Consider the following 19531-nt stretch of genomic DNA (forward strand, 5'->3'; position numbering starts at 1 on the left):
AAGAGAAGCTGCTTAATAAGTAAGCAAATGATGACAACTACCTTGAAAAACACCGATTATGTCGTACCTTAATTACCAAGCGACTTTGTCATCTATACTAGTGGCTCCACGTCATAACTTACCTAAGATTTTTATGACAGGCTTCACTTGGAAAATCGGTAAATAGAGCCAAATTGACAAAAAATTATGACAACTGCTATATTTGTAGTTGAACAAGAAAAGATATTAACCTAAGCCACTATTAAAGAAAGACTTTTCTGAAAAAAGTCAAGATTTACGTCATAGATTTTTCCCAAGGGTGACGCTTCATGGGTAAAATCTACGACGGTCTGCACCGTATTAGCTTCCTAATTGATGAAGAAGGTCAGATTGAACATGTCTTCAACAAGTTCAAGACTAAGACTCACCACGAAGTGGTTCTAGATTACTTCAATCAAGAAGCTTAAGGGCGATTTGAGTGAGTTAATGACTTAGATTCATCACTTTCTAAGGCAATAGCAACACTCATTAAGCTAATTATTAAGCTAATTATTAAGCTAATTATTAAGCTAATTATTAAGCTAAGAGCAAAAAGGCCGAACATCATGGATGTTCGGCCTTTTTCTATAACAAGATCAATTACTTTTGATGTTCGGGGTCATCGTCTAATGCGTGACTCGGTAAGGCATTCCAAACCGCCTTAACTAACGTTGCCAACGGGATAGCAAAGAACACGCCCCAGAATCCCCACAGTCCACCAAACACTAACACGGCAACAATAATGGCCACTGGGTGCAGGTTCACCGCTTCAGAGAAAAGAACAGGAACGAGCACGTTACCATCTAGCGCTTGGATAATACCGTAAGCGAGAAGCAACCAGTAAAACTGAGGTTCTAATCCCCACTGGAACAAACCGACAATCGCGACAGGAACGGTCACAGCCGCCGCACCGATATAAGGAATCAGTACCGAGAAGCCAACCGCGACAGCCAGCAGAGCTGAATAACGTAAATCTAGAATCGCAAAGGTCACGTAGCTGACACCACCGACGATCAAGATCTCAAGGACCTTGCCGCGAATATAGTTCGAGATTTGTTGGTTCATCTCAACCCAAACCTTGGTCGCTAGACGACGGTTTTTAGGCAACACGCCACTCGCCATGCTGATCATCTCTTCTTTATCTTTTAATAAGAAGAAGATCAGCAGCGGCACAAGAATCAAGTAAACCGCAAGCGTAGCCAAGCTCACAAGAGAAGCCAAAGAACCTTTAACAACACTTTCACCAAAGCCTAATGCTTTGTTTTTCGCGTTAGACACAATCGATTCAACGATCTGCAAGTTTGCTAACTCAGGATAGCGCTCAGGAATCGTCGCGATGAACTTCTGTAAGCCGCCATACATACTTGGAATATCATTGATGAGGTTACCCACTTGCTCCCAAATGGTAGGCACTAAACCAAACAGCGCCAGCAACATCAGGCTAAAGAACATCATGATCACCAACATCACCGAAGGCGTTCTTGGAACACCGAGTCTTTGAAGTTGGGTAACAGGCCACTCAAGCAAATAAGCCAACACAATCGCAACCAAGAGTGGTGCAATTAGGTGACCAAAGAAGTAGATCGTAATAAAGCCGAAGAGAATGATGGCAACCAAACTGACAGCATGGGGATCAGAGAAACGTCGTTTATACCAACGATTGACCATTTCAAGCATCTGACTGCAATTCCTTTTTAGTGACGAGGAGATGATGGTAATTAGAGCAAACCTCAGTGATGACGTCATAGGCTTGCTTAGACAAATAAGTAACAATATCTTTCATCGAACTGTTATCAGACACATAAATTGACAATGACTGCCCTACTTCTAACTTTACACTGTGACGCTTGGCTAATAATAGCGCCATTGGACAGCGCTCTTGGCGTAAATCTAGAATATTAGGTGTCATTCTTGAGCTCGATGCTTATTATAAGGGTCGTATTGTAATCTGTTTTTGAAAACGCGCCATCATTCATTCATCCTCCTTCATGATAGCGCACGCACTTGGCAAAGGTTAAATCAGATAAAGAACCAATTTCCATTGCACTTGTCTTACTGTCAGAAGAAACGGAGTATTACTGACTAATATGTTTAAACGCGCTCGCTCAATTGCTTGCTTATGCATCGCAGCTACATTAAGCACCCCAACTATGGCGAATACCAATAGTTTGGAGCTACCAGATATCGGTACCGCTGCTGGCGGCACACTCACTATCGACCAAGAGCTTATCTATGGTGATGCCTACATGCGCATCATCAGAAGTAGCCAGCCTATCGTAAACGACCCAGTTCTAAATCTATATATTGATACTCTTGGCCATCGTCTGGTCGCGAACGCAAATGATGTAAAGACACCTTTCCAGTTCTTTATGATCCGTGACCGCAACATCAACGCCTTTGCTTTCTTTGGTGGTTATGTTGCTTTGCACTCAGGTCTATTCCTGCATGCACAATCTGAAAGTGAATTAGCTTCTGTATTAGCGCACGAAATCGCGCACGTAACCCAACGTCACTTAGCGCGTAGTATGGAAGACCAAGCGCGCCGCTCTCCAGCAACCATTGCAGCGCTAGCAGCCTCTGTATTACTGGCAATTGCAGCTCCTGAAGCCGGCATTGCAGCCCTAACGGCAACGACTGCGGGTAATATGCAAAGCCAAATCAACTACACCCGTAGTAATGAAAAAGAAGCCGACCGCTTTGGTATCAACACGCTAGCAAAAGCTGGGTTTGATGTGAATGCGATGCCACGTTTCTTTGGCCGTTTAGCTGATGAATATCGCTATGCGAGCACACCACCGCCAATGCTACTGACTCACCCATTACCAGAAGACCGAATTACCGATTCACGTGCTCGTGCTCGTAGTTACCCGCCACTGAAACTGGCTCCCTCTCTGGACTACCACCTAGCAAGAGCCCGCATTGTTGCGCGCTATGCTGGCATTAATAATGATGCTGCTCTTGATTGGTTTGAGCGTCAGCTAAAGAAAGCCCCTAAAGCTTTGGTTCCGTCATTAGAATATGGCCAAGCACTGGTTTACCTAGACTCTAAAAAATTAGACAAAGCAGAGCCCATCCTGAACAAGCTGATTAACAGCGATCCAACCAACCTGTTTTATCTAGATGCTATTTCGGATCTGCACATCGAGAAGAAGCAGCCTGAGATTGCGATTAAAGAACTTAAATCGGCACTGGTTCGTCAACCAAACAACCCGGTTCTGACCATTAACTACGCCAACGCACTGATTGAAAATGAAGATCTTCAAGAAGCGGTTCGCGTATTGCAGCGTTACACGCACGATAACCCGAATGACACCAATGGCTGGCACTTACTTTCAAAAGTAAATACGAGCCTTGGTAATAGCGACGAAGAACTGGCTGCTCGTGCAGAAATTTTGGCACTGCAAGCCAACTGGAACAAAGCGATTCAGTACTACACGCAAGCAAGCCAAATCGCAGAATTAGGAAGCCTAAAACAAGCACGCTACGACGCTCGAATTGATCAGCTAATGATTCAACGAGAGCGCTTCTTGTCGCTACAATAGAGTGTTTACTGGTAACAGCTCGTTACCAGAATAAAAAGAAAGCTCAACGTTACACAAAAAAGAAGTCACCCCTGGTGGCTTCAGCTAAACAACTAAATCAAAAATAATAATGAGGAAGAACCATGTCTGTCGTGATTTATCATAACCCACGCTGCTCAAAGAGCCGTCAAACTCTAGAAGTGCTTCAGGAAAACGGCGTACAGCCAGAGGTCATCAAATACCTGGAGACTCCGTTAACAGTTGAACAGCTGAAAGTACTGTTCACTCAGCTTGGTTTTGACAGTGTTCGCGACATGATGCGCACCAAAGAAGCGGACTACAAAGAAGCAAACCTTGGCGATGCTTCAGTTACTGATGAAGATCTTTTCGCCGCGATGGCAACCAATCCAAAACTGTTTGAGCGCCCAGTCGTTGTCGCGAACAACAAAGCAAAAATTGGTCGTCCACCAGAGCAAGTGCTAGAGATTCTGTAATCCAATATGAGCATTAACATTCTTGTTCTTTATTACAGTCGCCACGGCAACACACAAGCTCTAGCAAGGCAGATTGCACGAGGGGTTGAATCCATCCCGAACTGCGAAGCTATGCTAAGGACGGTGAACGACGTGTACACAGTAGAAGAGCAGCCTGATTCGCGTTATCAACCAACCGATCCTATTGCCTCGTTACAAGAACTTCGATCTTGTGATGGTTTGGCGCTAGGCAGTCCGGTTTGGTTTGGTAACATGGCCGGGCCAATGAAGCACTTTTGGGATAGCACGACATCAATGTGGATCAATGGTGATCTCATCGATAAGCCAGGTTGTGTATTTACCTCTTCTTCATCATTGCATGGTGGTCAAGAGACAACACAACAAAGCATGATGTTGCCCCTGCTTCATCACGGCATGTTAGTCGTGGGCATCCCCTACTCAGAACCGGCGCTGCACACCACTCAAACTGGTGGTACGCCTTATGGTGCAAGCAGTACTGGAGAGAGCGCTTCACTTAGCAAAGAAGAGATTGAGTTGGCGCAAAACCTAGGTAAACGCCTAGCGCGCATCGCAATAAATCAGAAGGGAATTTCTCAATGATGTATATGCCAGAGAAGGCTATGTCTCCCAAAACCAAGCTATTTCGCTACCTTGCTTTAGCGGGCAACTTGTCACTGTTATTCTGGGTGGTGGCTTGGCAGATGACGCTTTCACCGCACCCTCATCTCAGTAATGTCACACTGGCGATTGCTTGGGCTATCCCGCTGTTATTGCCATTACCGGGCATTTTAGCAGGAAAACCTTATACGCACGCATGGGCAAATTTCGTCTTGATGCTCTATTTCCTACACGCATTAACTATCTTGTATGTAGACGATGGTGAACGTTTATTAGCGGCTGTAGAACTGCTTCTGACGACTCTAGGTTTCGCGGGCAATATCTTATTTACTCGCTTTAGAGCCAAAGAGTTAGGCATCAAGTTGAAGCGCCTTTCCGAAGTAGAAAAGAGAGAGAAAGCTAAGTTCGAGCAATAATATTGAGCCCATGCTTTTAAACTGACCGCTTACAAACAAAAAGCCCTGCGAGATTGCTCTTGCAGGGCTTTTTTCAAGTTTTCATTTCAATCAGTCATGTCAGCTGACAATTATGAGCGAACCCACTCGTATACCAAGCTTGGCTTAGCATGTACTGGCGCAGTGATGGTTAGATCTTCTGTACTAGAATCCTCTAACGTTGTGTCAGGCGTATTCGTTAGCTCAGCATCCTCAGATACCTCGTTGCCCTTAATCACTTGTACGCCTGAGTCAGTTTCGTCACCAACGACTTCAGCAGCGTCTGTTGAATCATCACCTACAGACATTGTGTTGTCTTGAGTTTCAAATTCAGGGCTCACTTCAGGCTCAATGTAAGATTCTTCAACCTTCGCAACTTGGCGAATACTTGCTACTTCTTGCTCAAACTCTTGTTGAGTCGACAATAAGTGAATTCGGAAAGTGACTTCGTTGTTCTGAATCTTCAGAATATCTAGGCTTGCCACCGAGTTTAGACGCTTAAGTGCGTTCTCTAACTGGAAGAAGTCTTGAGCATTATTCAGGCTAATAAACTGCGTTAAAATCGATTCTGATGACTCACTCGCTACCGTCACAGCACTTTTGCCTGCGTAGTAGTTACTGATTTGGTCAACTAACTTCTTAGAAGTCGTGTCGCTGTTACCCGATAGTGAACCACTTACAGGCGATGTTGGTGCACTCGTCAATTGACTTGGCTTTTGATCGTATAGAGCCCAACGTAGGCCTGAAGATTGAGCCTTTATCACCAACACAGCATCAACAGGATAACGCTGACTCGCTTTACTGATTGGCGTAACAAAGCTACCCCACAAATCAGAAGTCGCAATACCCGTAATATCGTCAAAGTCACCCACAGGCAGCGTTAGAGGCAAGCCACGCTCTTTTGCGTTCGCTTGTAAGCTAGCTGCTAACTGTGAGTTAGAGTGTTCCCATACGATGTTCTTGTCGTAGTTGTCCTCTTCCACAAGCCAAACAAGGATGTTTGAACGCGTGTCAGGCCAGTAAGGTAACTGTGCTTGAGTCAACAGAGAACGGATTTGAGCACCGTTAAAACGCATACGCAATGTTGATTGGTCATTGCTTTCGCCAAAACTCATTTGAGACATGTACTGCGAACTCTTGCGCATCGCCTTTTGAATCGTCTCATTCGAAGCGACATCAGTTTGGCCAGTCGCACGTATCAATACCTGCTCCATACCTGTATTTCTTGCCACTTGTTCTGGCTGTTTGTCTTCAGCGTTAATCGCAACTTCAGCACTAAAAATATCTACTTGAGTTAAGGCATAACTCGGAGAGGCTAATAGTCCCATCAACAACAATGCTATGTAGCGCATACTGATCCTAATATTCAAATCTTGTGCCTAGATGATAAGCAACTATGGATTGAGGGGCAAGGTCGATAGCGCCCACTGTGTTTAATAACCACAAAATATCACCTGGCCATGATAAATCGCTCACTTATAAACTGAATTTCTAGGGCTTAGATGGATATAAAACATCACTAAGATAAATAAATTTGATCTATTTAGTGTAGCAATCGATTGCCAAGTGATAGAATCCCGCGAATTTTATTTTTCGCTTTTCATATAACGACCATTTTTAAGGACATAACATGAAAAATGCTCTGCAAGGTGCGCAAATGCTGTTTGTAGCATTTGGTGCGCTTGTATTAGTGCCGCTACTGACTGGACTCGATCCCAACGTTGCACTCTTTGGCGCAGGTATCGGTACCCTTTTATTCCAACTTATTACACGCCGTTCAGTGCCAATCTTCTTAGCATCTTCTTTTGCTTTCATCGCGCCTATCATGTTTGGTATTCAAACTTGGGGTGTTGGTGCAACCATGGGCGGCTTGATGGCGGCGGGTGTTGTGTATGTACTAATGGGCGCGTTAATTAAAGTTCGTGGCGTTGGCTTCATCCATAAACTGCTTCCACCCGTCGTTGTTGGCCCTGTGATCATGGTTATCGGTTTAGGTCTTGCACCTGTTGCAGTTAACATGGCGCTAGGTAAGACAGGCGATGGTGCGGTTCAGCTTGTTGATGCAGACGCTGCCCTGTGGATCTCTTCAATTTCACTGTTAGTGACGATTGTCATCAGTGTGTTTTCAAAAGGCTTCCTTAAGCTACTGCCAATCTTCGGTGGTATTGTTGCGGGTTACATCACCAGCTTGGTATACGGCGCGGTAGACTTCACTCCAGTAGCGCAAGCATCTTGGTTAGCACTGCCAAACTTCACAACGCCAGAGTTCAACATCAACGCTATCTTTTTTATGGTATTTGTCGCGATTGCACCTGCCGTTGAACACGTAGGTGATATGCTTGCTATCTCTAACGTAACCGGTAAAGACTACCTTAAAAAGCCAGGTTTACACCGTACTATCACAGGCGACGGCGTGGCTACAATCGCAGCTTCTATGCTGGGCGCTCCGCCAAACACAACCTACAGTGAAGTAACAGGTGCAGTAATGCTGACGAAAGCATTCAACCCAGTGATCATGACTTGGGCTGCTGTTACTGCTATCGTTCTTGCATTGGTTGGTAAGCTAGGCGCACTACTTCAAACGATTCCGGTTCCTGTAATGGGTGGCATCATGATTCTACTGTTTGGCTCTATCGCAACAGTGGGCCTTAACACACTCATCAAGAACAACGTTGACCTGCATAAATCACGTAACCTTGTGATTGTGGGCATTACTTTAGTCTTTGGTATTGGCGGCATGGCCTTTGGTATCGGTGACTTTAGCCTACAGGGCGTAAGCTTGTGCGGTATCGTTGCGATTCTACTTAACCTAGTACTTCCAGAAGAGCTAGGTGACAACACTGTGGTAGATAAAGCTCAAATCGATTAATGAGTCGGTAAGGCTAGATTCCAAAGAATCACAACCTAACAAGATCAAAAAAGGGAGAGCATCGAATGCTCTCCCTTTTTATTAATACGGTTAATTCAGCGAGTTAAGGAACTGTTTAGAGTCACTTAAGCTGAAACCGAATTACTTAGTACCGAAGATCTTATCGCCAGCATCGCCAAGACCAGGAACAATGTAGCCCTTGTCGTTTAGCTTCTCATCGATTGCAGCCGTGTAAAGCTCAACATCTGGGTGCGCTTTTTCTAGAGCAGCGATACCTTCAGGAGCAGCAACAAGCACAAGAATCTTAAAGTGCTTACAACCTTTCTCTTTCATTAGGTCGATAGTCGCGATCATAGAACCACCTGTCGCAAGCATTGGGTCTACCACTAGAGCAATACGCTCGTCGATGTTAGATGCAAGCTTGTTGAAGTATGGTACTGGCTCAAGTGTTTCTTCGTCACGGTAAATACCAACAACGCTGATACGTGCACTTGGGATGTGCTCAAGAACGCCGTCCATCATGCCTAGACCAGCACGTAGGATTGGCACTACCGTTACTTTTTTACCTTTAATTTGGTCAACTTCTACTGGACCGTTCCAACCGTTAATCGTCACACGCTCAGTTTCAAAGTCTGATGTCGCTTCGTATGTTAGAAGGCTACCCACTTCTGTCGCTAGCTCACGAAAACGCTTAGTGCTAATCTCACCTTCACGCATCAGGCCAATTTTATGTTTTACTAGCGGGTGTTTCACTTCAACAACTTTCATTTCCAACTCCGGCAATATTTAAACAAACCTGTAGATTATACACGAACTCTAGGGTTATTTCAGAATCTTTATTCTAATAAAAAAAACCGCGCAAACGTTTGCTCTTCATATTCAAGCCCTGTTAGAATAGCGCCGTTTTCACATCCAACTTAAGTTCGAGGACTATCCCGTGAGTGGTAATACTTCTTCTCTAAGCTACAAAGACGCTGGTGTTGATATCGACGCAGGTAATGCACTAGTAGACCGTATCAAAGGTGCTGTTAAACGCACTCGTCGCCCTGAAGTAATGGGCGGTATTGGTGGCTTTGGCGCCCTATGTGAACTTCCAACGAAATACAAAGAGCCGGTACTTGTTTCAGGTACTGATGGTGTTGGTACTAAACTTCGCCTTGCTTTGGATCTGAAAAAACACGACACCATTGGTATCGACCTAGTGGCAATGTGTGTGAACGACTTAATCGTTCAAGGTGGTGAACCGCTATTCTTCCTAGACTACTACGCAACAGGTAAGCTAGATGTAGATACAGCAGCAGACGTTGTTTCTGGTATTGCTGAAGGCTGTGTTCAAGCTGGCTGTGCACTAATCGGTGGTGAAACTGCTGAAATGCCAGGCATGTACGAAGGCGACGACTACGATGTAGCTGGCTTCTGTGTTGGTGTTGTAGAAAAAGCTGACATCATCGACGGCACTAAAGTAGCAGCAGGCGACGCACTTATCGCTGTTGGCTCAAGTGGTCCACACTCAAACGGTTACTCTTTAATTCGTAAAGTCCTAGAAGTTTCTGGTGCTGATAAGAGTGAAGAACTAGAAGGTCGCACTATCGGTGAGCACCTACTAGAACCAACTAAGATTTACATCAAATCAGCACTTAAGATGATTGCAGAGCATGACATTCATGCTATCTCACACATCACAGGTGGTGGTTTCTGGGAAAACATCCCACGCGTACTTCCTGAAGGTACTAAAGCAGTCATTGATGGCAAGAGCTGGGAATGGCCTGCTATCTTCAACTGGCTACAAGAGAAAGGTAACGTGGAAACATTTGAAATGTACCGCACTTTCAACTGTGGTGTAGGCCTAGTTGTTGCTCTACCTAAAGATCAAGCAGACGCTGCTGTTGAACTACTGAAAGCTGAAGGCGAAAACGCTTGGGTTATCGGTGAGATCGCAAACGCTGAAGCTGGCGAAGAGCAAGTTGAAATTAAATAAGTGATACGCTCACTTACTTAGTTAATCAATGAGGACCTAATGGTCCTCATTTTGCTATTTAGCCCGCAGAAAACCTTAGTTTATGTAGGTACATTGTAAACAATTCAGTTAATCAATCGTATGACCCACTCTATGAAAAACAATCACTCAAATAAAACCAGTCACTCCCAGAAAAACATCGTTGTGTTAGTTTCAGGAAGCGGAAGTAACTTACAGGCTATTTTAGATGCCTGCGATAGCGATATGATTGATGCATCGGTTAAAGCTGTCTTCTCAAACAAAGCAGAGGCTTTTGGATTAGAACGAGCGAAAACCGCAGGTGTTGACGCTCATTCAGTGAATCCAAAAGACTTTGGTTCACGTGAAGAGTTTGACCATGAATTGATGGTTCAGATCGATGCTTACCAGCCAGATTTAATCGTACTCGCTGGCTACATGCGAATCCTGAGTTCAGAGTTTGTTCGTCACTATGCAGGGAAAATGGTCAACATCCACCCTTCTCTGTTGCCGAAATACCCAGGCCTACACACCCACCAGCGTGCCATTGATGCGCAAGACAAAGAACACGGTACTAGCGTCCACTTTGTTACCGAGGAGCTCGATGGCGGCCCTGTGATCTTGCAAGCTAAGGTGCCGGTATTTGAAGATGATGATGCTGATATGTTGGCAAGCCGAGTGCTTACTCAAGAACACTGCATTTACCCTATGGTCTGTAAATGGTTCGCCGAAGATCGTTTATCAATGCTAAATGGGCAAGCTGTCTTAGACGGTAAGGCATTAGGTAAACACGGTTACGCAGAAGAGTAATTCTTCAGAAACTAAATCAAATCCAAAAAAAGACCGCTTACTGATTCATTAGTTCAGTAAGCGGTCTTTTTTATGAGGTTCAAATCATACTATTCGGGATACTTAGCTCAGCTCAATGGTTCAGTTGGCGCTTGGCTTGCTACCTTCTTCGGCGCATAAGCGACATCTTCCAATGCTTTATGATTGTTGCCTATCAGCTCACCAAAATGAAACAGCGCATATTCGCCCGGCTTCATTCTAAACCACTCTTCATTGTCTGTTAGAGGCTGGGTTGCCACCACTGTAACCACATCATTAGGTGTAGTTTCTTCTTGGAAGTTAATCTCAACATCTTCATCAATCAGGCTCGCTTTACCAAAAGGTGCGCGCCTTGTTATCCAGTACAAATGGTTGGTACAGAAGGTCATCACATACTCACCATCACTGAGTAACATGTTGAAAACGCCTTTCTCACGCAGCTTGTCACAACACTCAGCCACAAAGCGAAACATACCTTCCATATCTTGAGGTGGCTCAGGAAAACGCTCTTCGAGTTGTTTGAGTAACCAACAGAAAGAGAGCTCACTGTCTGTCTCGCCGACCGGTCTGAAACGACCACTGATCAGATCGTCGTAATCCGTTAATTGACCATTGTGAGCGAAGGTCCAGTATCGCCCCCAAAGCTCACGAGTAAAAGGGTGTGTATTTTCTAGATTAACACCACCACGGTTCGCTTGACGGATATGACTGACAACGGCTTGGCTTTTAATTGGGTAGTTTTGAACCAACTCAGCGATCTTAGATTCACAGCTAGGGTTAGGATCTTTAAATGTACGAAAACCCTTTCCTTCATAGAAGGTAATACCCCAGCCATCGCGGTGCGGGCCAGTATTGCCTCCACGCTGCATAAGACCAGTAAAGCTAAAACAAATATCAGTTGGCACATTCGCGCTCATACCGAGCAATTCACACATGGTTTAATCTACTCCCTATTAAAACCAATGGAGCCTAAGCTGGGCTCCAAATGTCTGTAAAACTATTATTCCATCTCTTTTTCAACAAGCTGAATCACAATATGAATGATCTTAATGTGAATCTCTTGGATGCGATCTGCGTAACCAAAGTGTGGCACTCGGATTTCGATATCAGCACAACCCGCCATTTTGCCGCCATCTTTACCCGTCAATGCAATCGTCTTCATGCCTTTAGCTTGAGCAGCTTCAATCGCTTTTAGAATATTGGCAGAGTTACCTGAAGTCGACAGACCGAACAACACATCACCTTTACGACCTACCGCTTCTACATAACGAGAAAATACGTGGTCGTAGCCAAAATCATTACTCACGCAAGACAAGTGGCTTGGATCTGAAATCGCAATACCAGCGTAACCTGGACGGTTTTCACGGTATCGGCCTGTTAGCTCTTCCGCGAAGTGCATTGCATCACAGTGTGAGCCACCGTTACCACAAGAAAGCACCTTGCCTTCTTGCTTGAATGAGTCAGCAATCAGTTTTGCCGCCGCTTCAATTTGAGCGATGTTATGGTCGTCACTCAAAAACTTGTTAAGAACGTCAGCAGCTTCGTTTAATTCACTTTTGATTAGGTCTTGGTACATAAGGCTTATCTCTTATTTTTTTTAACGCAACTTAAAGTGCGTGAAATGAGAACTGAGGGTTTTCCCCTCTTTATAACTGAGTTTACCCACAAACATGAAATAGTGTCGACACTTAAGCCCAAAGATTGCCACCTTTATTAGGGTCTCACTGCCGATCCGTCCAAATATTCGCCACCAACCTCTCACAATTAGAACTTTAACTCTATTGAGATCACTTTTTACTCACTTTGGAGTTTTACAAATATTTAATATTTTGTTTACACTTAACTGGTTAGACCTCTTACCTAAAACTTAATAACAATAAGTGATCTCTGAAAAGGAAATCGATCATGAACATATTGCTCTCCCTACTCGGCATGACCGCCATCTTAGGCGTCTGTCTTTACCATAGAGTTAGTCTGGTACGTGCATTAGTTGTATTAACCGGCGCAATGGTAGCATTAACACTGCTTGGCGGCGTGGCTGTTACTGGCTGGCTTTGCTATCTATTAGCCGTTGCGATCTTTGCTGTACCGACCATTCGTCAGACACTGATCAGCCAAAAAGCACTCTCTTTATTTAAGAAAGTTCTACCGGCGATGTCTCAGACAGAAAAAGAAGCACTAGAAGCTGGCACAGTATGGTGGGAAGCAGAGCTGTTCAAAGGCAAACCTGAATGGAAGAAGCTTCAGAACATTGCTGATCCGAAGCTCTCTGAAGCTGAGCAAGCGTTTTTAGATGGCCCAGTAAATACCGTGTGTGAAATGGTCAATGATTACCAAGTGACACATGAGCTTGCTGATTTGCCACCAGAAGTATGGCAATACCTGAAAGACCATAAATTCTTCGCCATGATCATCAAGAAAAAATACGGCGGCTTAGAGTTCTCAGCTTACGCTCAATCTTTGGTTCTACAGAAGCTAACGGGCGTTTCTAGTGTATTGTCATCGACGGTTGGCGTACCTAACTCATTAGGCCCTGGTGAACTTTTACAACACTACGGAACAGAAGAACAAAGAAACCACTACCTGCCTCGCTTAGCGGAAGGTAAAGAGATCCCTTGTTTTGCTCTGACTAGCCCAGAAGCCGGTTCAGATGCAGGCTCTATCCCAGATTACGGTGTGGTATGTAAAGGCGACTGGCAAGGCGAAGAAGTACTTGGCATGCGCCTAACTTGGAACAAGCGTTACATCACTCTCGCGCCTGTCGCGACGGTATTAGGCTTAGCTTTTAAACTTCGTGACCCGGATGGCCTGCTTGGTGATCAAAAAGATCTTGGTATCACTTGTGCGCTTATCCCAACGGATTTAAAAGGCGTAGAGATTGGCAACCGCCACTTCCCACTAAACGTACCTTTCCAAAATGGCCCGACGCAAGGCGACGATATCTTCGTGCCTATCGATTTCATCATTGGCGGTCAGAAAATGGCCGGTCAAGGCTGGCGTATGCTGGTTGAGTGCCTGTCGGTTGGTCGTGGTATCACACTGCCTTCAAATTCAACTGGTGGCATCAAGTCTGCCGCGCTTGCAACTGGCGCTTACGCTCGTATCCGCCGTCAGTTCAAACAGCCTATTGGCCGCATGGAAGGGGTTGAAGAGCCACTTGCACGCCTTGCAGGTAACGCTTATGTAATGGACGCTGCAAGTAACCTAACCGTTGCGGGCATCGACCTTGGTGAAAAGCCTTCGGTTATCTCTGCAATCGTTAAGTACCACTGTACTCACCGTGGCCAGCGCAGCATCATTGATGCGATGGATATCGTCGGTGGTAAAGGCATTTGTTTAGGCCCATCGAACTTCCTAGCTCGTGGCTACCAAGGCTCGCCTATCGCGATTACGGTTGAAGGCGCAAACATCCTGACTCGTTCAATGATCATCTATGGTCAAGGTGCGATTCGCTGTCACCCTTACGTACTGAACGAAATGGAAGCGGCTTATTCTGAAAGCAGCGATGCGCTTGATAAGTTTGATTCAGCGTTAGCAGGGCACGTTAGCTTTACGATGAGCAACCTAGTCCGCAGCTTGTGGTTTGGTTTAACCGATGGTCGTGGTTCTGATGCGCCAACACCTTCAAATAAAACAGATAAACAGACACAGCGTTACTACCAACAGCTAAACCGCTACAGTGCAAACCTAGCGCTACTGTCTGATATTTCAATGGCAGTTCTAGGCGGATCACTGAAGCGTAGAGAACGTTTATCAGCAAGACTGGGTGATATCTTAAGTCAACTTTACCTCGGTTCAGCAACGTTGAAGCGCTTTGAAAGTGAAGGCAGCCACGCTGAAGATCTACCGTTAGTACATTGGGGGATGCAAGATAGCTTACGTCAGACTGAAGTGGCGATTGATGAATTCTTAGCGAACTTCCCTAACCCTGTGATTGGTCGTCTGCTTCGTGTTGTGCTAATGCCATTTGGTCGTATCCGTCGTGCTCCAAACGACAAGCTCGATAGCAAAGTTGCGCACATTCTACAAACACCAAGCGAAACACGCTCTCGTATAGGTCGCGGCCAATACCTAGAAGCGACGGAATACAACCCAGTAGGTAAGATTGAAAAAGCGCTAGAAGTGATTCTTCAAGCTGAACCTCTGTTCGACAAAGTCTGCAAAGAGACACATCAAAAACGTGCCTTCTTACGACTTGATCTTGTTGCTCAGTTGGGACTTGAGAAAGGTATCTTAACGCAAGACGAAGCAAATCTTCTGATTAGCGCTGAGGAACATAGACTGTACACGATTAACGTGGATGACTTCTCACCAGAGGAGCTTGCAGCAAAATCTCAGTACCCAGACCAATCGATTGATAACGTCGCTTAAGGCCAGAAAAAGAAACAAAAACGGGACTACTATGAGTCCCGTTTTTTTGTTCATGATTTCGTTGCCACAAATTCCAATGCTTTATCTAGCAGCTTATTCTCTCTAGACAATCTAATCATCTAAGCGAGTTACTTGGGCGCCTTGAGCTGCATCTCAGGTAACGCTTTTTTCTTCGCCTTGACCTTACGAACCACAAACCAAATCAATAAGCCCAATAGAATAGCGACCACATTACCCACCGCAATAATGATCATACTGCGCTGTCTGTCATCTTCACGTTTTTGAAGGATCATCAACTCTGTTGCGATACGCTTCTGTTCAGCAAGAGCTTCTTCTTGAAGACGTCGTGACTCTGCTAAGTCGATATCTTCAACAACGCTGTACGACTGCTCGGTAATTGGAAAAATCAGCGGGCGCTGACTTGAAGCATCAGTGGCATAAACCATCCCTGACCAATTATAAATTCCTAAATCGCCATTATAAGGCACCTCTAAAGCGACTTTCATTGCGTCGACTTCAGCTTGCCCCTGCTTGTACATCACATATTCATCAGGAGCCTTGTGCTCAACATGAACCGCTAACGAGCTCGGTGCGATCATCCCCTGTTCACCAGACACCACAATAGTATGAGGTAAACCCTCTTTTCGTGATTGAATGAAGGTGCTAGTGATCGGTGTTGGGTAAACCAAGACTTCTTGCTCTTGCGCTCGCAGGAACACGCCATTACCAGAGGTAATACGCGCTCGGTATTTACCGGGCTCGATATCAATTGGCAAAGAGACAGTGAACACACCATCTCCGGCCTTTTCATCAAGATCAGCGCCATCATCGGCAAACTCGCCCATCACAACCGGCACCGGGCGCGCTTCTCTCACCAAAGACTCTTCGTTTTCAACAAACTTAGTAAAGGTAACCTTAAGCTTCACGCGATCGAGAAAATCGCGCAGCACCAGCGGCTTGCCATCAGAAGTCAGTCGAGCGGTAAATTTGATGCGCTCTGTTTGATACAACTTATCTGGGAACTCATTAGCATCCAAAACAAGATGAGACAGCAGCTTGATATTGTTCTTAGGGGAAACTTTACCTATCGCTTGCCAAGGGCCGGGCATCGGATTGTCGATAGAGATAATGTCCATGGACGATTCTTCGTACCAACGGACATTATCAGCATTGCGCCAAGAGTAGTATTTCTTGCCATCAGGGCGAACCAAAACGACAGGTTTAGAGTTATCGGCTCGATAAATCACAAAGGTGACTTGTTCAATACTGGGATCAACTCTAAAACGGTTGTCCAATAAACTCATAACGGATTCTGTTGCTGCATGTAAGCCAAAACTTAACAGCAATAAGCAACCGGTAGCCAATACCCTTAACATACTTTCTCCCTACTGACGCCAGAGGCAGCTTCCGCTTTTCTCGACGAGATCTAAACGACTTTGATGCGCTTCTACTTCATCGGCCGTAGCTCGTAAAACCTTTAGGGATTTTCGACCACTTTCTACTCTTCGTATGCTTTCGGCTTCGCCTTCCTGTTGACCAGCGTTAAATTGCAGCGAAGTTTGACCACCCGTCATCAATAAGTAGACGTCGGCTAGGATCTCCGCATCGAGCAATGCGCCGTGGAGAGTACGGTGCGAGTTATCGATACCGTAACGGTCACATAAGATATCTAGGTTGTTTCTTTTACCTGGGAATATCTTCTTCGCCATTGCCAAGGTATCGGTAACTTTACAGTAGTCATCCGTTTTACCTATCGCTGGGTTGAGCTTCTCAAACTCATAGTCCATGAAGCCCGTATCGAAGGGCGCGTTATGAGCCACCAGCTCCGCACCTTTGATAAAGTCGAGAAACTCTTTATGAATGTCTTGGTATTCAGGCTTATCAATCAAGAATTCATCGGTAATACCGTGAACGCCAATCGCCTCTTCTTGAATCGCACGATCGGGCTTGATGTAGACGTGGAAATGACGCCCGGTCAGCCTACGGTTGATGATCTCTACTGCACCAATTTCAACGATGCGGTGACCCATATAGTGAGGGCCACCTTCTGTATTCATACCGGTGGTTTCGGTATCGAGTACAACAATGCGCTTATTTTCGTTCGAACTGTTTTTTTCGTTCGTGCTTTGTTCTGGAGTGCTACTGGTATTCATAAGGATAACTGTGTCAGACTATGCCGATAATGTGCTTGAGGTAATAGTATCAAATCATGACGAAACAAGTTGAAATTTTCACTGATGGTTCTTGTTTAGGCAACCCTGGTCCCGGCGGCTATGGCATCGTACTTCGCTACAAAAAAGTCGAGAAGACGCTAGCAGAAGGTTTCACGCTAACAACCAATAACCGTATGGAAATGCTCGCCGCTGTCGTTGCTCTCCAAGCCCTCAAAGAACCTTGCTCTGTGATTCTGACCACAGATAGCCAATACGTGCGTCAAGGCATCACACAGTGGATTCATAACTGGAAAAAGCGTGACTGGAAAACAGCCGACAAGAAACCGGTTAAAAATGCCGATCTGTGGCAAAGGCTCGATAAAGAAACCGCTCGCCATAGCGTTGATTGGCGCTGGGTAAAAGGACACGCGGGACACAGAGAAAACGAAATGTGTGATGATTTAGCGCGAAATGCAGCGGAGAATCCGACTCTAGAAGATACGGGCTATCAACCAAGCTAATCGTCTTTTTAATTAGACGCACATTTCAGAAAGCGATTTATAATTTCTTAAACTAATTGACAATTTCTCAATCGAATTGATAGATGAAAAGCCGACAACTAATCGGCTTTTTCTGTTTTTAGCGGATATGACGCTTTGGCTGAATCCATTGTACGGCGCGTATTGGTTCTAAAACTTGCCCCAACAGGCGAGAAACGTCGCTTAAGGTGCCAATGTGGTTTGATGGGTTTTAGCGGGTAAGTACGCTTACGAGCAACAATAAAGTATTGGCTTCCGGCGAAGGATGCACAACCACCTAAGCTGTTCTCCAACCACGTCCACATCGCTTGATACTTACTCATCGGAAACAGCGCGTAGGTGTCACAATGAATTACTTCATAGTTAAGTACACCTAACCAGTCTTTAATTCGACTTGGCGTGTACATACGCCCACTCCAGGGTAAGCTGTTCTTTCGCCAAGGCATCAAACTGGCAAGCCCAGTGACACTGATTGGGTTGAAGCCCGTGATAATGATATAGCCATCGTCCATCATCACTCGATCGACTTCTCTCAATAATCGATGCGGGTCATTGCTATAATCTAACTGATGACTCAACACTACAACATCAAAGCTTTTCTCCAAAAAGGGTAAATTATAGCCATCCGCTATCACATTATGTAATGGGTTCTGGATATCTAGGTTTACTTGATGTTGAATGTTGCATGTGCAGCTAGAAATCTCACTACTGAGGCCACCGAGCTTGAGCATATGGTAACCAAATAGCTTTGGGCACCACTCATCGAGTCGAGTTTGAATAGATTCTCTCAACCAGTCTCCATTGTGCAATTGCGCCCAAGTGTAAGGACGTTCAAACTTCTTTCTGCTACGTGCTGGCTTCATCAATAATCTGTCTCACTTATTCTGTCGCACTAATAGTGACTGGAGAACCAATAATGTTACATATCAAAAGCATACCTGCATTTAACGACAATTACATCTGGCTGATTCAAAATAGCGATCGCCGTTGTGCTGTCGTCGACCCCGGCGATGCAGCTCCAGTATTAGAGTACTTGGCACACCATGAGCTAACTTTAGATGCAATCTTGATTACACACCACCACCACGATCACATTGGTGGTGTTCCAGAACTCGTTAGACAATTTCCCGGCGTGGATGTTGTCGGTCCAAGGAATGAACCTATCCCTACCTTAACTCATCCGGTCGATGATGGTGATCAATTAGAACTGTTTGGCGAAGTATTCCTCGTCCTAGGGCTCAGTGGCCATACTGCGGGTCATATTGGTTATGTGGGCGATGCCAAACTGTTTTGTGGTGATGTGTTGTTCTCTGCGGGCTGTGGCCGAATCATGGAAGGCACACCACAACAGATGTTCGATGCACTGAATAAGATCACGGCTCTGCCTCAAGAAACCGAAGTTTATTGTGCACATGAGTACACTGCAGCCAATATCGCTTTCGCATTAGCCGTAGAGCCTGATAACCAACATTTGCAGCAATATCGCGACCAAGTGAACCGACTTCGCGCTCAAAATAAGTCGACCATCCCCACAAATTTGAGACAAGAGAAGTTTGTGAACCCCTTCCTGCGCTATACCGAGCCAAGTGTAGTGAAATCAGTGTCTAATCGCACCGAGCAGACCGATCCTTTATCGGTATTCACCGCTTTACGTGCGTGGAAGAACGAATTTTAACAAATACAGACTTGTCACTCATAGGGGGTGGCAAGT

General features: G+C 45.2%; 19 protein-coding genes and 1 pseudogene. 11 read left to right on the top strand and 9 right to left on the bottom strand.

Going from position 1 to position 19531, the window contains the following annotated elements; genetic code table 11:
- Positions 1-302: 302 nt before the first annotated feature.
- Positions 303-446: pseudogene (locus ACED46_RS02280) on the top strand (thioredoxin-dependent thiol peroxidase); the annotation flags it as partial.
- Positions 447-618: 172 nt separating this feature from the next.
- Here the strand turns inward: ACED46_RS02280 and ACED46_RS02285 are convergent.
- Positions 619-1695, bottom strand: coding sequence for an AI-2E family transporter (locus ACED46_RS02285; protein WP_017060708.1), 1077 nt, complete (start codon positions 1693-1695; stop codon positions 619-621).
- Positions 1688-1927 carry a sulfurtransferase TusA family protein gene (locus tag ACED46_RS02290; RefSeq protein WP_017060709.1) on the bottom strand — a complete coding sequence of 80 codons (240 nt, stop codon included), beginning with the start codon at positions 1925-1927 and terminating at the stop codon, positions 1688-1690. Before ACED46_RS02290 ends, ACED46_RS02285 begins: the two co-directional genes overlap by 8 nt.
- Positions 1928-2105: 178 nt before the next feature.
- Between ACED46_RS02290 and ACED46_RS02295 the strand changes: the two genes are divergently transcribed.
- From ACED46_RS02295 to ACED46_RS02310, 4 genes are all read left to right on the top strand, one after another.
- Positions 2106-3560: a M48 family metallopeptidase gene (locus ACED46_RS02295; RefSeq protein ID WP_017060710.1), complete on the top strand. Its 1455-nt coding sequence runs from the start codon at positions 2106-2108 to the stop codon at positions 3558-3560.
- A gap of 122 nt (positions 3561-3682) precedes the next feature.
- Positions 3683-4033: an arsenate reductase (glutaredoxin) gene (gene arsC / locus ACED46_RS02300; RefSeq protein ID WP_017060711.1), complete on the top strand. Its 351-nt coding sequence runs from the start codon at positions 3683-3685 to the stop codon at positions 4031-4033.
- A 6-nt stretch (positions 4034-4039) separates the two neighbouring features.
- Positions 4040-4633 (top strand): NAD(P)H:quinone oxidoreductase, encoded by a 594-nt coding sequence (gene wrbA / locus ACED46_RS02305; RefSeq protein ID WP_017060712.1) that lies wholly within the window; start codon positions 4040-4042, stop codon positions 4631-4633.
- Positions 4630-5067 (top strand): DUF2069 domain-containing protein, encoded by a 438-nt coding sequence (locus tag ACED46_RS02310; protein ID WP_017060713.1) that lies wholly within the window; start codon positions 4630-4632, stop codon positions 5065-5067. Before wrbA ends, ACED46_RS02310 begins: the two co-directional genes overlap by 4 nt.
- Positions 5068-5177: 110 nt before the next feature.
- Here the strand turns inward: ACED46_RS02310 and ACED46_RS02315 are convergent, their stop codons facing one another.
- Positions 5178-6437: a DUF2066 domain-containing protein gene (locus ACED46_RS02315; protein ID WP_102428239.1), complete on the bottom strand. Its 1260-nt coding sequence runs from the start codon at positions 6435-6437 to the stop codon at positions 5178-5180.
- 278 nt (positions 6438-6715) lie between these two features.
- On the opposite strand from ACED46_RS02315, the gene ACED46_RS02320 reads away from it, so the two are divergent.
- Positions 6716-7954 (top strand): uracil-xanthine permease family protein, encoded by a 1239-nt coding sequence (locus ACED46_RS02320; protein ID WP_017060715.1) that lies wholly within the window; start codon positions 6716-6718, stop codon positions 7952-7954.
- A gap of 141 nt (positions 7955-8095) precedes the next feature.
- On the opposite strand, the gene upp is transcribed toward ACED46_RS02320, so the two are convergent.
- Positions 8096-8722 (bottom strand): uracil phosphoribosyltransferase, encoded by a 627-nt coding sequence (gene upp / locus ACED46_RS02325; protein ID WP_017060716.1) that lies wholly within the window; start codon positions 8720-8722, stop codon positions 8096-8098.
- Between the two features lie 169 nt (positions 8723-8891).
- On the opposite strand from upp, the gene purM reads away from it, so the two are divergent.
- Positions 8892-9932, top strand: a complete 1041-nt coding sequence (gene purM / locus ACED46_RS02330; RefSeq protein ID WP_008222945.1) for a phosphoribosylformylglycinamidine cyclo-ligase — start codon at positions 8892-8894, stop codon at positions 9930-9932.
- Between the two features lie 132 nt (positions 9933-10064).
- On the top strand, positions 10065-10739 hold the full coding sequence (gene purN, locus ACED46_RS02335) for a phosphoribosylglycinamide formyltransferase (RefSeq protein WP_102333440.1): 675 nt from the start codon (positions 10065-10067) through the stop codon (positions 10737-10739).
- Between the two features lie 107 nt (positions 10740-10846).
- On the opposite strand, the gene ACED46_RS02340 is transcribed toward purN, so the two are convergent.
- A complete protein-coding gene (locus ACED46_RS02340; protein WP_102333435.1) occupies positions 10847-11692 on the bottom strand; it encodes a class II glutamine amidotransferase in 846 nt (281 codons plus the stop codon).
- Between the two features lie 65 nt (positions 11693-11757).
- Entirely contained in the window at positions 11758-12333 is a 576-nt protein-coding gene (lpcA, locus tag ACED46_RS02345; RefSeq protein ID WP_017063379.1) for a D-sedoheptulose 7-phosphate isomerase, read from the bottom strand.
- A gap of 329 nt (positions 12334-12662) precedes the next feature.
- On the opposite strand from lpcA, the gene fadE reads away from it, so the two are divergent.
- Entirely contained in the window at positions 12663-15128 is a 2466-nt protein-coding gene (fadE, locus tag ACED46_RS02350) for an acyl-CoA dehydrogenase FadE (RefSeq protein WP_059019960.1), read from the top strand.
- A 128-nt stretch (positions 15129-15256) separates the two neighbouring features.
- On the opposite strand, the gene ACED46_RS02355 is transcribed toward fadE, so the two are convergent.
- Positions 15257-16504: a TIGR03503 family protein gene (locus ACED46_RS02355; RefSeq protein WP_017069371.1), complete on the bottom strand. Its 1248-nt coding sequence runs from the start codon at positions 16502-16504 to the stop codon at positions 15257-15259.
- A gap of 9 nt (positions 16505-16513) precedes the next feature.
- Positions 16514-17281, bottom strand: coding sequence for a DNA polymerase III subunit epsilon (gene dnaQ / locus ACED46_RS02360; RefSeq protein ID WP_017060722.1), 768 nt, complete (start codon positions 17279-17281; stop codon positions 16514-16516).
- Between the two features lie 56 nt (positions 17282-17337).
- Between dnaQ and rnhA the strand changes: the two genes are divergently transcribed.
- Entirely contained in the window at positions 17338-17802 is a 465-nt protein-coding gene (gene rnhA / locus ACED46_RS02365; protein ID WP_017060723.1) for a ribonuclease HI, read from the top strand.
- A gap of 98 nt (positions 17803-17900) precedes the next feature.
- Here the strand turns inward: rnhA and ACED46_RS02370 are convergent, their stop codons facing one another.
- Positions 17901-18683 (bottom strand): class I SAM-dependent methyltransferase, encoded by a 783-nt coding sequence (locus ACED46_RS02370; protein WP_017060724.1) that lies wholly within the window; start codon positions 18681-18683, stop codon positions 17901-17903.
- 53 nt (positions 18684-18736) lie between these two features.
- Here ACED46_RS02370 and gloB point away from each other — a divergent pair, with 53 nt between their 5' ends.
- A complete protein-coding gene (gene gloB, locus ACED46_RS02375) occupies positions 18737-19495 on the top strand; it encodes a hydroxyacylglutathione hydrolase (protein WP_017060725.1) in 759 nt (252 codons plus the stop codon).
- The last annotated feature ends 36 nt before the right edge of the window (positions 19496-19531 follow it).

The sequence above is a fragment of the Vibrio sp. 1S139 genome, from assembly GCF_041439475.1.
Classification (GTDB): Bacteria; Pseudomonadota; Gammaproteobacteria; order Enterobacterales; family Vibrionaceae; genus Vibrio; species Vibrio crassostreae_C.